The sequence below is a fragment of the Rheinheimera soli genome (assembly GCF_031457405.1).
Taxonomy (GTDB): Bacteria; Pseudomonadota; Gammaproteobacteria; order Enterobacterales; family Alteromonadaceae; genus Pararheinheimera; species Pararheinheimera soli_A.
Genome location: NZ_JAVDWR010000050.1, coordinates 1 through 1,873, shown reverse-complemented (window position 1 = coordinate 1,873; position 1,873 = coordinate 1). Strand labels below are relative to the sequence as shown.

Annotated in this window: 4 protein-coding genes; all 4 read left to right on the top strand. The window is 42.8% G+C overall.

Going from position 1 to position 1,873, the window contains the following annotated elements; all coding sequences use genetic code 11:
- Positions 1-134 precede the first annotated feature (134 nt).
- The 4 genes from J2W69_RS20545 (at position 135) to J2W69_RS20530 (ending at position 1,789) form a co-directional block, all read left to right on the top strand.
- Entirely contained in the window at positions 135-497 is a 363-nt protein-coding gene (locus tag J2W69_RS20545) for a hypothetical protein (RefSeq protein WP_310282093.1), read from the top strand.
- Positions 485-718: a hypothetical protein gene (locus J2W69_RS20540; RefSeq protein ID WP_310282091.1), complete on the top strand. Its 234-nt coding sequence runs from the start codon at positions 485-487 to the stop codon at positions 716-718. The genes J2W69_RS20545 and J2W69_RS20540 overlap by 13 nt, the downstream gene beginning before the upstream one ends.
- Before the next feature lie 105 nt (positions 719-823).
- Positions 824-1,108, top strand: coding sequence for a hypothetical protein (locus J2W69_RS20535; protein WP_310282089.1), 285 nt, complete (start codon positions 824-826; stop codon positions 1,106-1,108).
- A gap of 180 nt (positions 1,109-1,288) precedes the next feature.
- Positions 1,289-1,789, top strand: coding sequence for a hypothetical protein (locus J2W69_RS20530; RefSeq protein WP_310282086.1), 501 nt, complete (start codon positions 1,289-1,291; stop codon positions 1,787-1,789).
- Positions 1,790-1,873 lie beyond the last annotated feature (84 nt).

Genomic DNA, 1,873 nt, shown 5'->3' with positions numbered 1-1,873 from the left:
TCAAAGCAGGGCAATTACGGTCTTAGTTCCGGTCCATGAGCTACCAACTGACTGGTAACTCAATCGATCAGAATTAAATTGAAAAGGTACTAGATGTTCTGTAGGGGCACCCCTTGCGGGCGCCCGTTTAGTGAATGGATAGCAAAGCAAACCTGTCCCCTGAAATCCAGCGAGCATTTGGCTTGTTGCTAGAGCCTAAGGTACTGGCTACAATGCCAGTAACGCAGGAACTGGAGAACGCTATGAGTGCGGTTGTTAAAAAAGTCTCACAAGCAAAACGTAAAGATCCCCTGATTGATTTTGCCAGTCTTGCAACAGTTGGCAGACAGGCATCCAAGGCTGCGCGTGAAAGAGCGCTGGAAAATGGAGTTAGCTTTACCTTTGCTAAGAACGGGATGATCAAGCGCCGCCATCCGGATGGTCGTACTGAAATTATTCGTCCTATGGCTAACACCAATGATTTCCCTACGCTTGAACAGGATTTATGCCGCGACTAAGGCTGATTGCCGGACCTAATGGTTCGGGTAAAACCACATTAACCAACGAGTTGCGACACAAATATGAAGTTCCGCTCGGGCAATACGTCAACCCGGATGAAATTGAGTTAACTTTGCACGAGCATGAGCCTGACCCGCAAAAACGCTCTCAACTCGCGCAAACTATCGCCACCGGCCAACGGGAACAATGGCTACAAATGCTGGTATCTCATAGCTACTAATCAGTGATGAGTCATCCAAGCCATCTTGAATACATCAAAAAAGCTAACCTACTAGGCTTTAAGTGTTACTTGTATTACGTTTGCATTGCAGACCCTGACATTAACGTGGACCGGGTAGATGAAAGGGTACAATTGGGCGGGCATCCGGTGCCCATAGAAAAAATCAGAAGCCGATACATCAATAGCCTGAAACAGCTCTATGAGATGTCCATGCAATGCCACAGAGTCTATTTTTTTGATAATACCGACTTGTTAATGCCATTTGCCGAAGTAAATTCCAATGGATTTCTTGATATCAAAGACAAAGAATACAATCAGGTAAAGCCAGCTTGGTTTCGTGAGCACGTCTTATTAAAATGGAATAAAGACAAAATACGTATTTTGCGTTGATCCGAAGTAACAGTTCGCCCCCTTAACCCACTTCCATATAAATCAATAATTTTCAATAAATTACCTTAACAATCCAATCCTCACACCAAAGTGACCGCAATAAATACCCCTGAGATTGAAACAATTTAAAATAGCGGTTAACTTGGAAGAATAGAAAGCAAACATAGGGATTGAACAACTATGGCCAACGAGATAATACAGGTAAGAATTTTAGAATCAGGGAAAGATTGGGTCGATTATCTTCTGCTGTTCGCTGACATTTTAATTGCGCCGCTGGTTGCTACAATTTTTGGCTACTTGATTCTTCGGGTAACAAAAACGCTTGAGTATTCGCAATGGCGTAATCAAAAACTAATAGAAAAGCGTATTACACTCTGGGATGAAATTGGTCCAGTTCTCAATGACATCTATTGCTATTGCAGTCGGGTGGGTTCTTGGAAAGACTTCAAGCCGCAAGATGTTGTAAACAAGAAACGTGAAGCAGACAAGCTAGCCCATTTAGGGACGCCTTATTTCAGCGATGCTTTTTTTGAATACTATCATCAGTTTATAGCGGCTTGTTTTGAGACTTATCAAGGCCATGGAAAAGACGCAAAGCTTAAATCAGATTCACAAAAGCATAAGGATGTTCATCCCGAGTGGGAGGAGCAATGGAACCATCATTTTGTTACGAGTATGTAAAATTTTCTGTGTAAGTGGCTGTTTATCATAGTGATACACGATCACCGTACATGATGATGAACTGATTCATCGCCGGTTTCCAGT

What these genes read in the sequence shown, in the direction of transcription:
- J2W69_RS20545 (WP_310282093.1), top strand. Translation starts at nt 135, where the DNA reads ATGGATAGCAAAGCAAACCTGTCCCCTGAAATCCAGCGAGCATTTGGC.
- J2W69_RS20540 (WP_310282091.1), top strand. Translation starts at nt 485, where the DNA reads ATGCCGCGACTAAGGCTGATTGCCGGACCTAATGGTTCGGGTAAAACC.
- J2W69_RS20530 (WP_310282086.1), top strand. Translation starts at nt 1,289, where the DNA reads ATGGCCAACGAGATAATACAGGTAAGAATTTTAGAATCAGGGAAAGAT.